We start from the raw sequence: 18309 nt of genomic DNA on the forward strand, positions 1-18309 counted from the left end.
AAGCCGATGGCACAACCGACGCCGACGGAGGATCAGGCCCCGTCCCCGGACGGTGCCCTGCTCACCCGGCTCTGGCGGCGGGTGGAACAACCCGGCTGCGTCCGGCACGGCCAGGTCCGGGCCCTGCTCGCCCGACACCGGCGCATGGCGGGCGAACCGCCGCTGGCCGAACTGCTGCTGCGCCGCGGCCACGGCACGGACATTGAGCCGAGCGGACCGCCCATCGTGATCGCGAGGCCGGCAACCGCCGCCCCCGGTGCCGTTCCGGGGGTCGCCACGCCACCGGCGGCCCCCCGGCCATCGGTCCGCACCAGGCCCGTGCGGCCCAACGACCAGCCGTCCAGCCTGCCGTCCCCGGCGCGGCGTGCAGCCCAGGCACCAGCCGACCCCGCCGGGCTGGTCTCCCCGCTCCCGTCCGCCGGAAGCACCCCGGCCCCAACCACGGCCTCAACCACGGCCACCGGGACCCTGACGCCCCGGGCCGAAGCCCGGCCGGCCGCCGGCGCCGCCCGTCCAGGCGCACCGCGCCCGGTCCTGATCCCGGCCCGGCCGGTCCCCGGACCGGCTGCGATGCCGCGGGGCACCGGGCCGGACCCGAGGGCCCCATCGGCCCCGACGGCCGGCGAGACCCGCCGCCCAGTCGTCCGCGCCGGAGCCGACGGCAAGGCCCCCCCGACGCTCGCCTGGCCCCGGCCCTCCCCGGAGCAGGCCGGCGGTACCAGTGGACCCGCACGTCCGCCCGTGCCAGTGGTGCGGGAACGGGTCTCCCCGCAGGGCGCCTGGCGGCCCGGCCCGGCCGTACCGCAGCGGCCCGCCATGCCCCAGCGTCCCGCGCCACCCGCGGCCGACCCCACCGTGCCGGCCCCGGGCCGGACCGTGGACCCGGCCGGTGCGGCGCGCGTCCCGCCCCGGACGTCGCCGGATAAGCCAGCGGAGCCGGTGAAGCCGGTGGAGCCCTCCGGTCACCGTGCCGGACAGCGGGAGCCGGTGCGCCCGGCACCGCCCCCGATCGACCTGAACCGCATCGTCAGCACCGTGCAGCGCAGGCTCACGCACCAGATGGCCATCGAAAGGGAGCGCAGAGGGATGAGGCGATGAGCGTTAACAAGGCCAAGGTGGTGTCGGAGATCCTCGGCCTGGGCGGCGGCGGGGGCGAGTTGCACAAGCTCACCATCTACTACGAGCAGGGCGGTGCGCCGCGGCAGGGCTCCATCGAGGCCCTGTTCAATCCCAGCGAGATCAGCCTGACCAGGTCCGCGAAGTGGGAGCAACAGGAGACGGTCGGCCAGAGCACGGCATCTGTGGAGCAGGAATTCCGCTCGGTGGAAGCGGAGCGGTTCTCCATCGAGTTGTTCTTCGACACCTACGAATCCCGGTCGAGCGGGTTGGCCGCAGCGCGTGCCGCGGCCACGTTCCTTCCGGCCAGCCTGATCTCCGGGCGCGAGGCGACCGACGTGCGGCAGCACACCGATCAGATCGCCCGGCTGGCCAAGGTCGACGCCGAACTGCACCGCCCGCCGATATGCGAACTGCGCTGGGGCGTCTTCGACATCTTCACCGGCGTGCTGACCACCCTGCAGCAGCGGTTCACGATGTTCCTGGACGACGGGACGCCGGTGCGGGCCACTCTGACCTGCGAATTCGCCGAAGTCGGCACGCGGGCCCACGCCACGGAACTGCATTCCGCCGACGTCGTCAAGACGCGCCGGGTGCGGCGCCACGACACGCTGCAGAGCCTGGCCGCCGACGAGTACGGCGATCCGGCCCTGTGGCGGCCCATCGCGACCGCCAACGGCATCGTCAACCCGCGCAACCTGCGGCCGGGGATGAGGCTGACCATCCCCAAGCTGCAGCCATGAGGGCCGAAAGGAGAGCCGCCGCGCAGCGCGGCGGCCTGCCCGACCTCAGCGTCCGCGTCAACGGCTCGGCCTTGCCCGCGGCGGCTCAGTCGGACCTGCGCTCGGTCACGGTCCAGGAGGACCTGGAGGCCCTCAGCATGTTCACGCTGGAACTGTACAACTGGGACGACAAGCTGTTGCGGGTCTCCTGGTCGGACTCCCCGCTCTTCGCCGTGGGCAACCAGGTTGAGATCTGGCTCGGATACGTCGGCGACCTGCACAAGGTGATGCTGGCCGAGATCACCAGCCTCGAACCCGTCTTCACCACCGAGTCACCGCCCGTGCTGATGGTCCGCGGCTACGACCACCGCCACCGGCTGGCGCGGGGCCGCAAGACCCGCACTTTCGCCCAGATGAAGGACAGCGCCATCGCCGGCCAGGTCGCCCGTGAGGCCGGGCTGCGCGCCCAGGTCGAGGACACGAAGGTCACGCACAGCTATGTCATCCAGAGCAATCAGTCCGACTGGGAATTCCTGCTTCGGCGGGCGAGCCTGATCGGGTACGAGATGTACGTCAGGGACAAGGTCCTGTACTTCCGGCCGCCGCAGTCCGGGGCCCAGCCCGCGACCACGCTGTCACTCGGCCAGGGCATCACGGAGTTCAGCCCACGCCTGAGCTCGCTGGCCCAGGCCGGCGAGGTGGCCGTCCGCAGCTGGAACGTCAAGGAGAAGAAGGCGGTCGTCGCCACCGAGCAGTCGGCCTCGCCATCAGGCTCCGCGACCGCGCGCCGGGCGTTCGGAGCCTCCAGCCTGGCTATTCTCGGCCAGCCCACCCGGGACCTCGCCGAAGCAGGCCCCATTGCCCAGGGCCAGTTCAACGCCATGTCCCTGACGTACGTGGAGGGCGACGTGGTCGCCTTCGGGCAGCCTCGACTGCGGGCCGGCACGGTGGTGGACATCACCGGGGCCGGCCGGACGTTCAGCGGCCACTACTACGTCACCTCGGTCACCCACACGATGACCCTCGCGCAGGGCTACCAGACTTCCTTCACCGTGAAAAGGAACGCCGCCTGATGGACGCGTATTCGGCACTGACCATGCCGCCCGGCACCGACGAGCGCTTCTTCGGCGTGGTCATCGGCATTGTGACGAACAACAAGGACCCCGACGGCCTCGGGCGGGTCAAGGCGAGCCTGCCCTGGATGGGCGATCAGGTCGAGACCGACTGGGCCCGGGTGGTGGCCCCGATGGCGGGCTCCGGCCGGGGCGTCTATTTTCTGCCAGAAGTCGACGACGAGGTGCTGGTCGCCTTCGAGCACGGCAACCCGGACACTCCCTACGTGCTGGGCGGGCTGTGGAACGGCCAGGACAAGCCGCCGGAGTCCAACAGCGACGGCAAGAACGACCTGCGCACGATCAGGTCACGCAGCGGGAACGTGATCCGCCTTTCCGACGCCGACGGCGACGCGAAGATCGAGATCATCGACGGCAGCACCAAGAACAAGATCGTCATCTGCACCAAGGACAACAGCATCACGATCACCGCCGCAGGCGACGTGACCATCCAGTCCAGCGGCGGGAAGCTGAAGCTGAGCGGCAATGGCGTGGAGATCACCTCCACCTCCACGGTCAAGATCGAGGCCGGCCAGAAGGCCGACGTCACCGCGTCAGGCCAGCTGAACCTCAAGGGCAGCCAAGTGAACATCAACTAGGACGGGGACGCTTTCGATGGGACAGCCAGCAGCCAAGCAGGGCGACCAGGTGACGGCCGTGGACAACCACTTCGTTCAGACGCCCCCGGGGCCCGTTCTGTTGTTGCCGCATCCCTTCACCGGGGTGCTCAGCGGCGGGCTGAGCTCTGATGTCAAGATCTCGGGTCGGCCGGCCGCGACGGTGGGCAGCACCGCGGACAACACCCCGCCGCACGTACCGACCGCTCCCGGCACCGGCTTCCAACGGCCGCCGTCGAACAAGGGCATGGTCCAGGTGGGCAGCCCGACGGTGATGATCAACGGCAAGCCCGCGGCACGTAACGGCGACAAGGTACTCACCTGCAACGATCCCGCCGACCTGCCGACCGGCACCGTGATCGCCACCGGCACCGTGCTGATCGGCTGATGCGATGGCGGGCACCGATTTCCTTGGCCTGGGCTGGGACTTCCCCATCGGCGTCGACAAAAGCGGCCGGATCGAGCCGACGCCGGACGGCGATGCCTCCATCCGCCAGTCCATCTGGATGATCCTGTCGACCTCGCCGGGCGAGCGCGTGATGCGGCCCGACTTCGGCTGCGGCCTGCGGGACCTGGTCTTCGGCGTCAACAACGCGGCCATGGCCACCGCGGTGACCCGCGCGGTCCGCGAGGCGCTGGCCACCTGGGAGCCGCGCATCGACGTCCTCGACGTTTACGCCGCCCGCGACCCGACTCGACCCAACGTTCTCGTCATTGAGATCAACTACCAGGTGAGCGCGACCAACAGCCGCTTCAACCTGGTCTACCCGTTCTTCCTGGAGTAGCTGTGCAGGCGCCTGACATCGACAAGCGGACCTACGCCGACATCGTCGACCAGACCCAGAAGCTGGCCGGGCAGCTCAGCGGCTGGAAGCCCCCGCCCGACGGGGCGCCGGACCCGGGCAAGGCGCTGATCGGCGTCTTCGGCCGCTTCGCCGAGTTGGTGATAGAGCGGCTCAACCGCGCGCCGGACAAGAACTACCTCGCATTCCTGAACCTCATCGGTGCCGCACCGCAGCCGCCGCGGGCCGCCCGGGTGCCGCTGACGTTCCGCCTGGCGACAGGCAGCCCAGTGGACGCGGTGGTCCCGGCCGGCGTGCTGGCCGCGGCGCCTCCGCTGCCCGGGGAACAGGACGACGTGGTCTTCGAAACCGAGCAACTGCTGGTCGTCACTCGGACACAGCTACAGGCCGCCTACGTGAGCGACACCGAGCACGACAAATACAGCGACCGGTCCGCCCAGGCGACGGGCGCGGCCGACCAGCCGTTCGCCGTCTTCGCCGGCGAGCAGGCCTCGCCCCACCAGCTCTACCTGGCATGTGATCCGCTGCTCGCCCAGCCAGGCCCCAAGAAGGTCGTGCTCGCTCTCACTTCGCCGGATACCTGGCAATGGCTGAAGTGGCCCATCAGCTGGGCGTACTGGGACGGTACGGCCTGGCACCCGGTCACCAGCAGCGCCGAGGTCGCGAACGGCGCCTGGCGGGTGACGCTGCCCGCCCTGCCCGCGGTGACTCCCTCCACGGTCAACGGGATCACTGCGGGCTGGCTGCGGGCGCAGCTCGATCTGCCGCTCCCCCCGCGCCGGAGCGGTCTGGTTCCCGAATCGGCCGCGGTCGGCGCCAAGAAGCCGCAGGACCTCGCGCTCCCGCTGTCCCCGTTTCCCGCAGACACGCCCCAGCGGTTCTACCTGAGCGCGAACGAGGCATTTGCCGCCAAAGGCGGCCAGGTGAGCGTACGGGTCCGCCTGTCACAGCCGGGGCGAGGAGGGAAGGACCTGAAACTCACCTGGTCCTATCAGGAGAACGGCAAGTGGCGGGAGCTGGGGACGTCCAGTACCGCTGCGGAGCAGACGGGCAGCATCGACTTCGACCTCCGCGACGGCACCCGGGCCCTCACCCAGAACGGCGAGATCAGCTTCCACGTGCCCATGTCGTGGCCACGCGGCCTCTACTACAACCGCACCGGGCGCTGGCTGCGCGTCGAGGTCACCAGCGGGCAGTACACGACCCCACCTCAGATCGAGGCGCTGACGGTCGGATACGACTGGCCGCCGCCCCGGCTCGGCGGCATCACCGCCACCGTCCAGCCGGGCGCGCCCGCGCCCTCGGTGCCGCCCGAGGCCGCGTTCGGCAACGCCACCGGCATCGACCTCAGCAAGGACTTCCACCCGTTCGGCCGGCAGCCGCAGTTCAACGACACGTTCTACGTCGCGTGCCCGGACGCGCTGGCCAAGCCAGGCGCGGTCATCACCCTCGACGTGACGCTGACCAACCCGCCGGGTGGTGCGAGCACCCAGGTGCCGCCGCCGGTTCGGACCGACGGCAATCCCAAGATCGTCTGGGAGGTCTCGGACGGCAGCCGGTGGCACCACGTGGCGGCCGCGAACCACACGTTCACGAGCAACGGCAAGGTGAGCCTTACCCTGCCAGATCCCGCCGAGCCCACCACGGTCAACGGCCGACGGGGATACTGGCTGCGCGCCAGGCTGGTCAGCGGCGGATACGGCAGGCCCGCCGGTTACCAGCAGACCGGCAACACGTACACATACCAGCCCGAGACCTTCGCGCCTCCGGTCGTCAAGACCCTGACGATCACCGCGGCGGCCGCGTCGCAGCAGCCCGCCCCTGTCACGGCCGGTATGAGCTATAACGACTTCAGGTACGCCGACCTCACCGCTTCCGCCGGGGCCGGGTCTGCCGGAGCGGGCCCACTGTCGACTCCTTTCGCACGTACGGCGGACACCGAGCCCGCCCTCTACCTGGGGTTCGACCAGCCGTTCAGTCAGCGACCCGTGACACTGTTCCTCGAAGTGGAACCGCCGCTTCCCGAACAGGTGGGGGCCGACCAACTGGCCAGGGCCGCCCCTTCCTCGGCCGTACAACTCACCTGGGAGTACGCCGGCCCGGCCGGCTGGCGGCCACTGGACGTGGTGGACAAGACCCAGGGACTCAGCCGCCGCGACCTGGTGACCTTCGTCGGCCCGGCGGACCTCGCCCCGCGTTCCTGCTTCGGCCGGACCCTGTCCTGGCTGCGGCTGCGCTGGCAGGCGGGCGCCTTCCCGCTCCCGCCCCGGCTGCGCCGGATTCTGCTCAACACCACCTGGGCGACCCAGGTCACCACGGTGAACGGCGAGATCCTCGGCTCCGGCAACGGTGACGCCGACCAGGCGTTCACCGCGGCGCAAACCCCCGTCCAGCCAGGCCAGCAGGTGACCGTGCGCGAACCGCAGCGGCCCGCGCCCGCCGAGGAGCGGGCGCTGGCCAAGGTCGAGGGTCGCGACGCCGTCACCGTCGCCCTGGACGCCGCCGGGCACCCGGATGAGATCTGGGTGCGCTGGCACGCCGTGCCGGACTTCTACCAGTCCGGTCCGCGGGACCGGCACTACACGGTCGACCCGCTGTCCGGCGTGATCAGGTTCGGCGACGGTTCGCACGGGCTGATCCCGCCCGTCGGGCCGAACAACATCCGCATGACCTACCGCACCGGCGGCGGCGAGCAAGGCAACCGGGACAGCGCGACCATCGTCGAACTCAAGTCCAGCCTGCCGTACATCGACGGCGTCACCATCAACGGGCCGAGCCGGGGCGGCGCGTCTGTCGAGCCGATCGACCGGGTGAAGGCCCGGGGGCCCAGGATCCTGCGCCACCGCGACCGCGCCGTGACAGCCCAGGACATCGAGGACCTGGCCGTGGCCGCCTCCGCCGAAGTGGCCACCGCGGCTGTGGTCATGCCGGCATTCAACCCGTACAGCCTCTGGCTGGATCCGCGGGCGCCCGTGCGTACCCCCGACCACGAGCTGGTCAAGGCCGGCCGGATGGGGGTGATCATCGTCCCGGACGAGCCGGAGTCGGTCCGTCCCACGCCCAGCCTCGTTCTGCTCGGCCAGGTCGAGGAGTACCTGCGGCGGCGCTGTCCGCTGACCGCCGATCTGTGGGTGGCGGGACCTGAGTGGATCGCTCTGACGGTGAAGGCCACGGTGGTGGTCACCTCGGCGGGGGAGGCCGGCCTGGCCGCCGACCGGGTCAGGGCGGCGTTGGACCGCTACCTTCACCCCCTGACCGGCGGGGTGGACGGTCAGGGGTGGGCGCTCGGCGACAGGCCCCACGGCTCGGACCTCACCGCGCTGCTGGCCGCGGTCGCGGGCGTGGACCGTGTCGGGGCCCTGAGCGTGTCCTACGAGCCGGAGACCTCCGACCCGGATCGCAAGCCGGCGCTGGGGCGGATCCTGGCCCGGCCACTGACCGCGCCGGGCGACGCGCCGGAACGAGAACGCGAACTGACGGACTGGCTGGACCGCGCCCTGGTCTATTCAGGCCCGCACCAGATCACCGTGGCTCTGGCGTGAGCAGACCCTAAGGAGAGCCGATGCCGATCCCGCTCCCGAACCTCGACGACCGGAGCTACGCCGACCTGATGGCGCAGGCCCAGGCGCTGATCCCCGCCCTGGACCCGGCCTGGACCAACTTCAACCCCAGCGACCCGGGCATCACGCTCGTCGAGCTGCTGGCCTGGCTGACCGAGATGCAGCTGTTCCAGGTCAACCAGGTCACGCCCGCCAGCACCGAGAAGTTCCTCAAACTGCTGAACGGGCCGGACTGGCGCAAGCCGCCGGACGTGAGCCTGGACGCCGCGATCCGCCAGACCCTCCTCGCTCAGCGCCGGCGCTACCGAGCCGTCACCGCCGATGACTACGAGTGGCTGGCGCTGAACGCCTGGCCGCAGACCCCGGAGGCCGGGCGGTTCCGCGGCGGCGGGCGGCTCGCGCGGGTGCACTGCATACCGCGGCGCGACCTGTCCGCCACCGACCCGGCCAAGCGCCGTGCCGACGCCCCGGCGCACGTGAGCCTGGTGGTCCTACCGGCCGAGGACGGCGAAAACGCCACCTCCACCAGGCCACGAGCCACCAGCAGCAAGGGGACCGACACCCCCACCGTGGTCAGGGGCGCGCCCCTCACGGTGCACTACTCCACCGCGCCGGGCACTGTCAGCAGCACGAACTGGGTCGGCGTCTACCTCGATGACGACGGCGCAACCATAGGGAAGCAGGGGGCCATCGTCTGGACGTACGCGCCCGGCACCGGCGGCAGCGTCACCTTGGACACCGGCGGGGTGCCCGGGCCGGGCCGTTACGCGGCCTGGTACCTGTACAACGACGGCTACACCGCGCTGGCCGACCCGCTCATCTTCACCCTGACCTGAGCCCGTGACCTGAGCCCGTGACCGCGCAGGGACCCGGTGAGCGGTCATCTGGGAGCGAGCTTGATTGTTCACGTCGGCGCGTGGGCCCCAGGGCCCGGCAAGGAGACGCAATGGTGCCATCGATGGGGTTCGTACGGCCGAAGGCCACAGGATTCACGGCGATCATTCCGGCGCGGAACGATCCGTGGGAAGCGCTGTTTCTGCGAGGCGGCCGGGTTGCGAAGATCAACCAGGGGTCGCTGATATCGGAGGGGCCGCTGCTGGAGGCCTACGACGATCAATTGGCCGGGATACCTGAGCTGTTCGCCGGCCATAGCGACGCGGCGTTCGATGTCCGGGGCACCGCCGGCCCTCGGCGGACGATATTCATCGCCGGCGACGAATGCCTGGACTGGAGGTGGGGCGTCGGGGCCGGATATGAGGGGCCGATCATCGACCTGCCGGGCTTCGGATGCCACATCCCGGACGGGTTTCGCAGCGGGCTCGACGCCGTCATGGGACTGCCGGACGGCAGCACCATGCTGTTCAACAGGGACCAGTGCGCGATCATCGAGTGGGGGGACCAGGGCCGCTGCTCCTACGAAGGACCCCTGAACCAAATGCCCAAGTGGCACTGGCTGAATGTGCCCCAGGGCATGAGCGACGACTTCGACCATGCCGTGATGTTCAAAACACCGGACCGTTCGGATGAAGAGACCTTGTTGATCAAGGGTGACCGGGCGATGATCCTCCACTGGATCATTGGTCCCAGGCGCCGCGGCGCCTACACCGATGTGGTGGCCGGGCTCGGCGCCCTGCCCGACGCCTACCGGCAGCCAGGGAAGACCTACCATCGGCCACCGTTGCCCCTGAAGACGGCACCGTTAGCAAAGATCACTACGGACTGGGGCAACACCCCCGACCGGATGGTGGACGGCGACCCGGACACCTTCTTCTGGAGCAGCAGCTCACAGAAAGTCGGCGACCACGTCACCGTCGACCTCGGCGCGCTGCACTCGATCGGTGATGTGCGGCTGCTCATGGGCAAACCCTCCAGCCCTGACGACTACATCCACGCCGGCACCCTGGAGTCGTCGGCCGACGGCGTCACCTGGAAACAGCTTGCCACCGGCACCACCGCCGAGATCAGGGTCACCGCGCCGGAGGGCACCCTGGCCCGCTACGTCCGCTACCGCGCCACCTCCGCCGGCAACCACAGACTCGTGGTGAGGGAGTTCACCGTCGAGGCGAACGACGCGCTGTACGACGCGCTGTGGCAGTTCCTCGACGAGCGCCGCACCCTGACCACCCGCCACCACGTGGTGAGACCCGGCTACGTGCCGGTCGAGATCTCGGCGAACCTGGCCCTGCACCCCGACGCGCCGCCGTCCCAGACGCTCAACGACGCGAAGCAGGCGCTGAAGGACTTCTACGATCCCCGAACCGGCGGCCCCGGCCAAGCGGGCTGGCCCTTCGGCCGGGCGGTCTACGCGTCCGAGGCCTCGTCGGTGCTTGAGCGAGTCCCGATGGTCGACTACGTCGAGGACGTCCAGGTCAGGGTCCACGGCACCCCAGACGCACCGGACAGGGTGCGGACCGACGCCGACGGCAACCGGGTCGCCGTGGTGCTGCACGCCGACGAACTCGTGCGGCTGCAGGCCACCCCGCTGGTCGCCTACGACGTGCGCGGCCAGCGTTACCGGGGGCAGTGGTGACGACGGAGCCCCAGAACCCTCCGCAGCCCGTCAGCGGCTACCTCGACTACCTGCCGGCCATCTTCCGGCAGGAGCCGTTCGTCGGCCGTTTCCTGCTGTCCTTCGAGAGCGTGCTGAGCGGCGCGGGCGGCCGGCCCGGGCTCGAAACCGTGATCGGCGGCCTTGCCGACTATTTCGACCCGGCGACGACCGAGGCCGAATTCCTGCCCTGGCTGGCCGGCTGGGTGGCGCTCAGCCTGCCCGCCGACTGGGATGAGCAGACCAAGCGTAATTTCATCGCACAGATCGTGCCGCTTTACCGCCTGCGCGGCACCAAGGCCGGGCTGCGGCGCATGCTCGAGCTGTACACCGGAAAGCCGGTTGAAATCTACGACACGTTCGACAACCTGCCCTACTTCTTCCAGGTACGGCTGACGCTGAGCGAGCCGGACCCGGTGCTGCTGCAGGCCAAGCAGCAGATCGCCCGGTCCATCATCGACCAGGAAAAGCCGGCGCACACCTTTTACGCCCTGCAGGTCGCGGTACCCGCGATGCGCCTGGTGTCGAAGGCATTGCACGAGCGGGAGAAAGCACCCCTGTTGATCCTCGGCAAGAACACCCTGCTGGGAACGTCGATCCTGTAGAGGAAGAACCCATGCCCGACAATGCCCTGCCCAGCGCCGTAGAAAAGCGGGTCCGCTACTTCGACGGACAGTTCCTGCAGGACCAGGACTTCATTGACGAGCAGAATTACCAGCTCGACCGCGAGCATCGGCACAACCGTCTGTTGCACGGGCCCGGCATCGCCGAGGGCCTGACGGTCACCTCCGCCGCGCCGAACCAGGTGACCGTCGCCCCGGGCACCGCCATCGACAGCGAGGGCCGTCAGCTCGTGCTGGCGCAGGCCACGACGGTGGACCTGCCCGGCGCCGACTTCAACGACAAGCAGGGCGTCGAGCTGTTTCTCAGCTACCGGGAGAACGCGGAGGACCCGCAGACCGCCGGAGGCAGCCAGGACTTCACCCGCTGGTTGGAGCGCCCGGCGCTGACCGCCCTCGCCCCTGACCAGACCTATTCGGGCGCGTCGCCCGTGCTGCTCGCCAAGGTGGGGGTGGACAACGTCGGCCGGGTCGTGGTGGACGGCACGGTGCGCCCGTATTCGGGCCTGCGCCTGCCCGGCTCCGGCGCCGACCCGGTCACCCTGCGCGCGACCAGCGGCGACCGGGTTCACCTGGCCGGCTCGCTGACCGTCGACGGCAACGTCGGCGTCGGCACGGCGAGCCCGGCTACCAAGCTGCACGTCAGTGGGTCGACGCAGCTTCAGGGGGATACGGCGGTCAGGGGGCGGCTCGAAGTGAACACGCCGGAGGGAGGGCTGACGGTCCTGCCCACCGGCAACGTCGGCGTCGGCACGGCGAATCCGACCGTCAAGCTGCACGTCAGCGGGGTGACGTTGCTCCAGGGGGACGCCTCGGTCAGTGGCAAGCTCGTCGTGAACGGGGATCCGGGGCTGAACGTCCTGCCCACCGGCAACGTCGGCGTCGGCACGGCGAACCCGGCCGCCAAGCTGCACGTCAGCGGGGTGACGTTGCTCCAGGGGGACGCCTCGGTCAGCGGCAAGCTCGTCGTGAACGGGCAGTCGGGGCTGAACGTCCTGCCCACCGGCAACGTCGGCGTCGGCACGGCGAGCCCGACCGCCAAGCTGGAGGTGGTCGGCGGCGGCGGCCAGTCGGTCGACCTGGTGGTCAACGGGCGGCTGCGGTCGGACAACAACGACGGCGGGCTGTGGGTGGCCTCGGATCGGTTCGTCGGCGGGTTCGAAACGAACAAGATCGGCCTCTGGAACGGCGGCTTCCACCTCGCGGTCCTGCCCAGCGGCAACGTCGGCGTCGGCACGACGAACCCGACCACCAAGCTGCACGTCAACGGGTCGACGTGGATCCAGGGGGACACGTTCGTCAGCGGTCGAATCGTCATGCAAACCCGCCTCGGCTGGATGTACTTGCACGCGTCCGCGTTCAACGCACCCGGCACGGGCTACAGCGTGCCTGCGGGGCAGGGGGCAGACTGGAACGGCCCGACTGGCGGGCCCTCCGACCTGCGGCTCAAGACCGACCTGCGGCCGGTCAACCACGCCCTGGGACTCGTCACGCGACTCCAGGCGGTGCGGTACCAGTGGGGTGAGGAAGGGCTACGGCATTTCACCAGGGGCATCGAGGACACCATGTGTGCCGGGCCGGGTGCCACCGCACAGCAGGACCAGGAGGTCGGACAGCAGCAGCTCGCCACGGCCCTGGCGGAGCTGGAAGGCGACCGCGTCGGCTTCGTTGCCCAGGAGGTGGAGGCGGTGCTGCCGGAACTGGTGCACGAAGTCAACGGGTACAAGCACATCCGCTATCAGCACCTCACCGCGTTGCTGGCCGAGGCGATCAAGGAGCAGGATGCGGTCCTACGGGCCTTGTCATCCGAGGTGACCGCCTTACGGGCCGGGCTGTCCGGCCAGACGGCCTGATGAGGGAAGGAGCGCTCAGCATGCGAGAACAGCTGGAACAGCGGGTCGGCGAGTTAAGGGCCGAGCAGCAGAAGGGGCAGCAGATGCTCGCCGAGCTCGAAGCCAAGCAGGCCGAACTGCACCAGACCCTGCTGCGTATCAGCGGCGCCATCCAGGTCCTGGAAGAACTGCTCACCGGCATGGCCCCGCAGGACGGCCTGGTGTCAGCGGCGGCGAACTCACCGGCTACGGGTCCTTGACGTAGCCGGTGTCGAGCGCCTTCCTGAGCACGGCCGTCGTCGGGACGACCCGCCGTTCCGGCCGGCCAAGGTCGTCATGCTCGTACCACTCGCCACAGCAGCGCGCGGCCGACCGGGGCGACGCATCGCCAGGCCGGTGAGATGGAACTCATCGGATACGTGGCGCCACGCGCCGATCGAGCCGAGTTCGCGGCCGGAGACGGTCCGACAGACGTGTCGGGAGACGGGTCGACAGACCGGAGGGTGGTGCGCTGTAGAACACGGGCCGCCCCAGGCATGCCACGAACCGCCGTGACCTGCGAGCGACCTGATCAACCGGTGTACACCTGCCGACCGCCACCAGGTAGCGAGCCTGCCCGATGGCGGATCCGACAAGACCCATCAAGGAGCCACCATGCGCGGCCGAAGCTTCGGTGTGGACCATGTCGCTGCCGCCAAGGCACGCCCCGTGCCCGTCCAGTCCGCAAGGCAGGGCGGCGCACCCGGACAACGTGACGGCGGAAGGCCGCATCCGGCCGGTGAGTCGCTGCTCGCGTTGCAACGTAGTCATGGCAACCAGCATGTGCAGCAGGCCGTGATCCAGGCCAAGCTTGTGGTCGGCCCGCCCCGCGACCGGTACGAGCGCGAGGCGGACCGAGTCGCCCAGGCCGTGGTTCGCGGAACCACCAGACCTGGAACGGTGGGTGCCCAGTCCGTCGGCGGCCCGTCCGGCAACGCGCCCGTGCGGGCCGCGGGCGGTTCGGTGGCTCCCGGCCTGCAGCAGGACATCCAGCAGGCGCGAGGTCACGGCCAGTCGCTCCCCGAGCATGTCCGAGTCCCGATGGAACAGGCCTTCGGCGTCGACCTCACCCACGTTCGGCTGCATACCGACAGTGAGGCCGACCACCTCAGCCGCAGTCTCGGGGCCAGGGCCTTCACCTCCGGCAGGGACATCTTCCTGCGCCGGGGCGAGACCGACCTGACCGGCCAGGCCGGCCGCGAGCTCATCGCCCATGAGCTGACTCACGTCGTCCAGCAGGGCAGCGGCGGCGGCGGGGAGGGCGTCGTCCAGCGCTGGTATACAGACGAGGACCCGCGGTACGCCCAGGGCCATGAGCTGACTCACGTCATCCAGCAGAGGCCGCCTCGTGTAGGACGAGGTTAGCGCATGTCCCCGGCGTCGGGCGCCGGGCCGAGGCCCTGCATCGGGCCGCCGCCCACCATCCCGCCGTCGCCGTCCTGCCCGCCGACATCACCGGAGACGGCGCGCCGCAGGCCGTGATCGACACGGCGATCGGTCGCTGGGGACGTCTGGACGTCCTGGTCAACAACGCCGCTCCCTGGATCACCGGCCAGATCCTCACCGTCGATGGAGGGCTGGAACTCACCTGAGCGCGGCGCCCCGGCGCGTTCCACGTCTCAGGGCTTTTCGACAGGGGCGCATGTTCCCGCGCCTGATGGCAGGAAAGCCCTTACTCGAAGATGAGCGCGCCGCGTTCGTCTAATCGAGTCGCTGAGGGGCAGGGGACCGGTATGAAAAAGTTCTTCAAGGTCGTAGTGGCACGAAGGTTGTCTCGTACACCGATAGGTCTGGCGATCCTGGGGGCGGGCTGGTTCCTGGGACGGCGGCGCAGGCAGCGTGAGCAGGAGCAGGCGGGGCGAGGGCGGGAGTACGCGACACGGGGAGGCGGGCGCCCGGTCCGCTCCGGCCGCCGCTGAAAACCTCCGGGGCCGACGCCTCCGCCCTCGCGCACGGTCGTCTCGGCAGGCGCCGGTCGGACGGGGCTCGGCGGGGCGTCGACCGTTGCCGCGCCTCACCGTCAAGGTACCGGCAGGACACCTGTAGGACCGAGCGGACGCTCGATGGGGCGAGCGGCGAGAGGACAGGGGGCGAGAGGACAGGGGGAACGACGAGAGGGCCCGGTCGATGATCGACCGGGCCCTCTCGTCGTTCCCGTGTTCCCCGTACCGCTTCCGGATCTCCCAGGTGTCCCGGAGCCGCTGGGGCCGGGAGGCTCAGTTGAACATCGCCTCCATGGTCTCGTGCGACTTCTCCTTCTTGGCGTCGGACTCGCTGCCCCAGCAGGTGTTGAGGATGATCCGGGTGCGGTCCTCCGACAGCGGGACCGTGCGGTGCAGCGTCGTGTCGGAACGCAGGAAGTAGATGTCGCCGGTCTCGTGGGCGTAGGTGCTGATCTGCTGCTTGATGAGGTGGTCGTGGACCCGGGGGTCCTCCTTCACCCAGTTGGTGTGGGGGACGCACTGGAGCATGCCGCCGTACTCGCTGCTCGGCGCCTCCATGATCCAGATGAGGGTGAAGCTGAAGTCGCCCCAGTGCCAGCCGTGGGTGTCGCCCTGCTTCTCCTGCCGGATGATGACGTACTTCTCCTCGTCCCAGGGGCAGCTCACGACCGGCTCGTTGGCCAGCCGGCCGAGGAAGTCCTTGAGGGCGGGGGAGTCGTAGAGCTCCGGGATCAGGGTGCTGTCGTGCGCGATGGACTGCTGGCTGACCGTGCTCATCTTCCTCGGGGAGTTGCTGGTCTCCTTCAGGTTGATGTCGATCCGGCGCGCGTGCAGGTCGAGCAGCCGGTTCACCTCGTCCGAGACGAGGTCCTTGATCTCGCCGGAGACCACGTTCCGCAGCTTGACATAGCCGTTCCTGCGGAAATCATGGGAAAGTTTGCGGATTTCCCAAGGGTCTTGAAAGGTCTTTTCGAGATGCTCCGCGATCCGATCGTCGAGTGAGAGCTTCCCCTGGCCGGTCTCGTAGTTGGGAGTCGTCATGCGCTTTCTCCTCCGTGGTTATCGAGTCCGTGGTCATCGAGGTTTTAAGAACCGTAACACGCGATTGGCGACCGCAAATGGCGTGCGTTGTTCGTCCACTCCCGCTGTGAAACCATAAGCGGATTCCATCCGATCGGCTTCAGCGATTACTCAGACTACGCAGGGACGAGCGTCATGAACACCAAAGTCACATTCGTCGAGCTGTCTGCATTCGAGGCCATCCTGCCCCTCGCCTCCGGTTACATGCAGGCCTACGCACAGCATGACCCCGAGGTGGGGCCGCGATGTGAGTTCGAGATCTTCTCCGCACCCGTGTCCGCGAACCGGGAGGAAGTGATCGACGAACTCCTCGGCAGGCGCAGCGACGTGTACGCCATCAGCTGTTACATCTGGAACATCGGATTCGCGCGTGCCGTGCTGGCCGCGCTGCACGAGCGGCTCCCGAAGGCCCAGTTCATCCTCGGCGGCCCGCAGGTCATGCAGCACGCCCACGAGTACGTCCCCCCGGAGCAGGAGAACGTCGTCGTCTGCAACGGCGAGGGCGAGAAGACGATGGTGCAGTACCTGAGACAGGTCCTCAGCGACGACCCCGACTTCGCCGCCGTCCACGGGATCAGCTTCTGGCGGTCGGGGGAGCTCGTCACCACCGAGGCCGCCGAGCGGGTACGCGACCTCATGGAGGTGCCCTCGCCCTTCACCTCCGGCGTCTTCGAGGAGGGCAAGTACACCACCGCCATCCTGGAGACCAACCGCGGATGCCCGTTCAGCTGCGGTTTCTGCTTCTGGGGTGCGGCGACCAACGACAAGGTGCACAAGTTCGAGGACCAGCGGGTCCGCGACGACATCACCTGGATCAGCAAGAACAACTTCGTGTCGATCTTCATCGCCGACGCCAACTGGGGCATGGCCCCGCGAGACGTGGAGCTCACCCGCCACCTGGTGGAGTGCAGCGAGGAGAACGGCTACCCGGTGATGGTCTCGATGGCCGCGGCCAAGAACAAGCCGGACCGCATGGCCGAGATCACCGAGATCCTCGTGCAGGGCGGCCTGCTGACCAGCCAGCCCATCTCGCTGCAGTCGATGAGCTCCAAGACCCTCGAACTGGTCGACCGCTCGAACATCAAGCCCGCGACCTACACCGAGCTGCAGAGGACGCTCAGGGAGAAGCGCATCAGCTCCTACATCGAGCTGATCTGGCCGCTTCCCGGGGAAACCCTCGACTCGTACAAGGAAGGGGTCGCGGAATTGTGCCGGCTGCGCGCCGACACCCTGATCGTCTATCCGCAGCTCCTTCTTCACAACACCTCGATCTACGCGAAACGCGACCTTCTCGGAGTGCAGGTCGAACGCGTTCCCAGTGATGTCACGGAAGCCGATGTGGTGGTCGGCACCAACTGGGTCAGCCGCGAGGAGTGCGAACGCGGCACATGGTTCTACTACGCGGTCCACTCGCTCTACAACCTGCGCGGCCTGTATTACCTCGCCAATTATCTGGAGAGGTCGGGCAGGAGAAGGTTCGAGGACTTCTTCACCGACGCCGCGACATATTTCGAGAGCCGCACGGACACCGAGGTCGCGACGTTCTTCCGCGATTCCGTGAAGAAACTCTGGAACTACGACTTCCACAATTTCGGGATGGTCGCGCATCTCGTCCTGCATTCGCACCGCGAGGAGTTCGACGCGTTGCTCGTCGACTTCGCCCGCGGCCAGTCCTGGTGGCAGGACGCGGGAGCGCGGGCCGCGTTCGAGCTCGACCTGCTGGCCAGACCCTACATCTACCTGGCCAAGCCGAAGCCGCCCCGCTACGACTTCACCGAGCTGGGTGTCGAGTCGCGTGCGGGGGCGCGCGGGAAGACGACCTCGGTCGTGGACATGCCCGCCGATCTGGCGGCCCTGCTCATCGACCTCGACGTGACCGGCCTTGAGGCGGACCAAGAGCGTCTGACCCGCTTCGAGCTCGACCACCCGCGCGGGCGCAAGCTGCCGTTCATGCCGGAACGCAGCCTGGAGCACAACGCCTCCTACTGCCAGGGCATGGTGCTGCGGCTGCGGGAGTATCTCCCCACCTGGCGGCCCGAGTCCGAGACCGCCGCGCTTCCCGGGCGGCGCTGAGCACCTCCCGTCGCGCTGCCCGGCAGAGGCGCGGAGCCGTCCGCCGGGCCGCTCGCGAGGGGGCGGGGTCGCCGGGGTCACCGCGGCCGTACGCGATGAGGGTCGTGGCCGCGGGTGACGAAGGACCAAGGCCGGGGGGGGGGCGGGGGGGGGGGGGGGGCAAAAACCCCCCCGCCGCCAGCACCGGGGGGGGGGCGGGGGCCGCCCCCCCGCCCGGGGGGGCGCCCCCCCCCCCCCCCCCGCC

At 69.3% G+C, this 18309-nt stretch carries 16 protein-coding genes and 1 pseudogene; 16 read left to right on the forward strand and 1 reads right to left on the reverse strand.

The features are described 5' to 3' along the window. Positions 1 to 6 precede the first annotated feature (6 nt). The 15 genes and pseudogenes from ACFY3D_RS23435 (at position 7) to ACFY3D_RS23505 (ending at position 14888) form a co-directional block, all read left to right on the forward strand. Positions 7 to 1098: a hypothetical protein gene (locus ACFY3D_RS23435; protein WP_389982418.1), complete on the forward strand. Its 1092-nt coding sequence runs from the start codon at positions 7 to 9 to the stop codon at positions 1096 to 1098. Then, positions 1095 to 1859 (forward strand): hypothetical protein, encoded by a 765-nt coding sequence (locus tag ACFY3D_RS23440; RefSeq protein ID WP_389982421.1) that lies wholly within the window; start codon positions 1095 to 1097, stop codon positions 1857 to 1859. The genes ACFY3D_RS23435 and ACFY3D_RS23440 overlap by 4 nt, the downstream gene beginning before the upstream one ends. Further along, complete coding sequence (locus ACFY3D_RS23445) at positions 1856 to 2911, forward strand: phage late control D family protein (RefSeq protein WP_389982424.1); 1056 nt, start codon at positions 1856 to 1858, stop codon at positions 2909 to 2911. The genes ACFY3D_RS23440 and ACFY3D_RS23445 overlap by 4 nt, the downstream gene beginning before the upstream one ends. Further along, the gene (locus ACFY3D_RS23450; RefSeq protein WP_389982427.1) at positions 2911 to 3549 is read left to right on the forward strand and encodes a phage baseplate assembly protein V; all 639 of its coding nucleotides are present in this window, start codon (positions 2911 to 2913) and stop codon (positions 3547 to 3549) included. Before ACFY3D_RS23445 ends, ACFY3D_RS23450 begins: the two co-directional genes overlap by 1 nt. Positions 3550 to 3565: 16 nt before the next feature. After that, a complete protein-coding gene (locus tag ACFY3D_RS23455; RefSeq protein ID WP_389982431.1) occupies positions 3566 to 3955 on the forward strand; it encodes a PAAR domain-containing protein in 390 nt (129 codons plus the stop codon). Positions 3956 to 3959: 4 nt separating this feature from the next. After that, on the forward strand, positions 3960 to 4352 hold the full coding sequence (locus tag ACFY3D_RS23460) for a GPW/gp25 family protein (RefSeq protein ID WP_389982434.1): 393 nt from the start codon (positions 3960 to 3962) through the stop codon (positions 4350 to 4352). Positions 4353 to 4354: 2 nt separating this feature from the next. Continuing rightward, positions 4355 to 7912 (forward strand): putative baseplate assembly protein, encoded by a 3558-nt coding sequence (locus ACFY3D_RS23465; protein WP_389982437.1) that lies wholly within the window; start codon positions 4355 to 4357, stop codon positions 7910 to 7912. A 20-nt stretch (positions 7913 to 7932) separates the two neighbouring features. Further along, positions 7933 to 8766 carry a hypothetical protein gene (locus ACFY3D_RS23470; protein ID WP_389982440.1) on the forward strand — a complete coding sequence of 278 codons (834 nt, stop codon included), beginning with the start codon at positions 7933 to 7935 and terminating at the stop codon, positions 8764 to 8766. A 110-nt stretch (positions 8767 to 8876) separates the two neighbouring features. Beyond that, the gene (locus tag ACFY3D_RS23475) at positions 8877 to 10460 is read left to right on the forward strand and encodes a discoidin domain-containing protein (protein ID WP_389982443.1); all 1584 of its coding nucleotides are present in this window, start codon (positions 8877 to 8879) and stop codon (positions 10458 to 10460) included. Next, entirely contained in the window at positions 10457 to 11083 is a 627-nt protein-coding gene (locus ACFY3D_RS23480) for a phage tail protein I (protein WP_389982446.1), read from the forward strand. Before ACFY3D_RS23475 ends, ACFY3D_RS23480 begins: the two co-directional genes overlap by 4 nt. Before the next feature lie 11 nt (positions 11084 to 11094). Further along, positions 11095 to 12951 carry a tail fiber domain-containing protein gene (locus ACFY3D_RS23485; protein ID WP_389982449.1) on the forward strand — a complete coding sequence of 619 codons (1857 nt, stop codon included), beginning with the start codon at positions 11095 to 11097 and terminating at the stop codon, positions 12949 to 12951. 20 nt (positions 12952 to 12971) lie between these two features. Next, entirely contained in the window at positions 12972 to 13190 is a 219-nt protein-coding gene (locus ACFY3D_RS23490) for a hypothetical protein (protein ID WP_389982452.1), read from the forward strand. 394 nt (positions 13191 to 13584) lie between these two features. Beyond that, positions 13585 to 14334 (forward strand): DUF4157 domain-containing protein, encoded by a 750-nt coding sequence (locus ACFY3D_RS23495; RefSeq protein ID WP_389982455.1) that lies wholly within the window; start codon positions 13585 to 13587, stop codon positions 14332 to 14334. Between the two features lie 11 nt (positions 14335 to 14345). Then, a pseudogene (locus ACFY3D_RS23500) lies at positions 14346 to 14561 on the forward strand (SDR family oxidoreductase); the annotation flags it as partial. Positions 14562 to 14702: 141 nt separating this feature from the next. Further along, a complete protein-coding gene (locus tag ACFY3D_RS23505) occupies positions 14703 to 14888 on the forward strand; it encodes a DUF6203 family protein (protein WP_362901506.1) in 186 nt (61 codons plus the stop codon). 297 nt (positions 14889 to 15185) lie between these two features. On the opposite strand, the gene ACFY3D_RS23510 is transcribed toward ACFY3D_RS23505, so the two are convergent. After that, entirely contained in the window at positions 15186 to 15953 is a 768-nt protein-coding gene (locus tag ACFY3D_RS23510) for a hypothetical protein (RefSeq protein ID WP_389982459.1), read from the reverse strand. 174 nt (positions 15954 to 16127) lie between these two features. Between ACFY3D_RS23510 and ACFY3D_RS23515 the strand changes: the two genes are divergently transcribed. After that, a complete protein-coding gene (locus ACFY3D_RS23515; protein WP_389982462.1) occupies positions 16128 to 18065 on the forward strand; it encodes a B12-binding domain-containing radical SAM protein in 1938 nt (645 codons plus the stop codon). The last annotated feature ends 244 nt before the right edge of the window (positions 18066 to 18309 follow it).

The sequence above is a fragment of the Streptosporangium sp. NPDC000509 genome (assembly GCF_042898365.1).
In the GTDB taxonomy this organism is placed as follows: Bacteria; Actinomycetota; Actinomycetes; order Streptosporangiales; family Streptosporangiaceae; genus Streptosporangium.

Coding starts and splice junctions, on each gene's coding strand:
- ACFY3D_RS23435 (WP_389982418.1), top strand. CDS start 7: ATGGCACAACCGACGCCGACGGAGGATCAGGCCCCGTCCCCGGACGGT.
- ACFY3D_RS23440 (WP_389982421.1), top strand. CDS start 1,095: ATGAGCGTTAACAAGGCCAAGGTGGTGTCGGAGATCCTCGGCCTGGGC.
- ACFY3D_RS23445 (WP_389982424.1), top strand. CDS start 1,856: ATGAGGGCCGAAAGGAGAGCCGCCGCGCAGCGCGGCGGCCTGCCCGAC.
- ACFY3D_RS23450 (WP_389982427.1), top strand. CDS start 2,911: ATGGACGCGTATTCGGCACTGACCATGCCGCCCGGCACCGACGAGCGC.
- ACFY3D_RS23455 (WP_389982431.1), top strand. CDS start 3,566: ATGGGACAGCCAGCAGCCAAGCAGGGCGACCAGGTGACGGCCGTGGAC.
- ACFY3D_RS23460 (WP_389982434.1), top strand. CDS start 3,960: ATGGCGGGCACCGATTTCCTTGGCCTGGGCTGGGACTTCCCCATCGGC.
- ACFY3D_RS23470 (WP_389982440.1), top strand. CDS start 7,933: ATGCCGATCCCGCTCCCGAACCTCGACGACCGGAGCTACGCCGACCTG.
- ACFY3D_RS23475 (WP_389982443.1), top strand. CDS start 8,877: ATGGTGCCATCGATGGGGTTCGTACGGCCGAAGGCCACAGGATTCACG.
- ACFY3D_RS23485 (WP_389982449.1), top strand. CDS start 11,095: ATGCCCGACAATGCCCTGCCCAGCGCCGTAGAAAAGCGGGTCCGCTAC.
- ACFY3D_RS23490 (WP_389982452.1), top strand. CDS start 12,972: ATGCGAGAACAGCTGGAACAGCGGGTCGGCGAGTTAAGGGCCGAGCAG.
- ACFY3D_RS23495 (WP_389982455.1), top strand. CDS start 13,585: ATGCGCGGCCGAAGCTTCGGTGTGGACCATGTCGCTGCCGCCAAGGCA.
- ACFY3D_RS23505 (WP_362901506.1), top strand. CDS start 14,703: ATGAAAAAGTTCTTCAAGGTCGTAGTGGCACGAAGGTTGTCTCGTACA.
- ACFY3D_RS23510 (WP_389982459.1), bottom strand. CDS start 15,953: ATGACGACTCCCAACTACGAGACCGGCCAGGGGAAGCTCTCACTCGAC.
- ACFY3D_RS23515 (WP_389982462.1), top strand. CDS start 16,128: ATGAACACCAAAGTCACATTCGTCGAGCTGTCTGCATTCGAGGCCATC.